Annotated in this window: 1 protein-coding gene; it reads left to right on the top strand. The window is 26.1% G+C overall.

From position 1 onward, the window contains the following. A partial coding sequence (locus L988_RS13810) for a hypothetical protein (protein ID WP_047382525.1) occupies positions 1–472 on the top strand: 472 nt, incomplete at its 5' end. Positions 473–594: the final 122 nt, after the last annotated feature.

The following is a 594-nucleotide window of genomic DNA, read 5'->3' as shown; positions in this document are numbered from 1 at the left end:
AAAAAAATTACAAAATGAAATAGAATCAAAAATTGCTATAGGTACTTCTTTTGGAAGACCTTGGACAAATATTAGCATTTTATCTATTGAAAATATTCCAAATCATTGGTTTGGCGTTTTTTGGAGAGTTGATTGGAGAATAAACAAAAATACAAAAACCTATACTCCCTATATTTGTTTAAGATACTATAAAACTACTTTAGATAAAACAGAAGAAGACGATAGATATTTTGAAGGTATGAGAAAAATTTTTAATGAATTGATTTTAAAATATCCTAATCTTGAATTTGGACAAGTTCATAGTGTAGGAAATAAAGAAAGAGAGGTTGGGATACTGTTTTTTGATAATGAAAAAAATACTATTCCTAATATAATAAGTGAGATTGGAAAATTAACTAAAGACTTTTTACAAAGAGTTAAAGATGAAAAAATGTACTATAGTGATGCTAAATATTGTATGAATATAGATTAGCGACTTAAAAGAGGCTGATTCATTAGTTAGCCTCTTTTCTAGAGAATATTGGTGTATTAAAAAGACTAGAGTATAATTGATACATAGAAATTTATATAAAAGATGCCACATTTCCACCGTTT

The organism is Cetobacterium sp. ZWU0022 (genome assembly GCF_000800875.1).
Classification (GTDB): domain Bacteria; phylum Fusobacteriota; class Fusobacteriia; order Fusobacteriales; family Fusobacteriaceae; genus Cetobacterium_A.
This window is presented reverse-complemented; position numbering and strand designations above follow the sequence as displayed.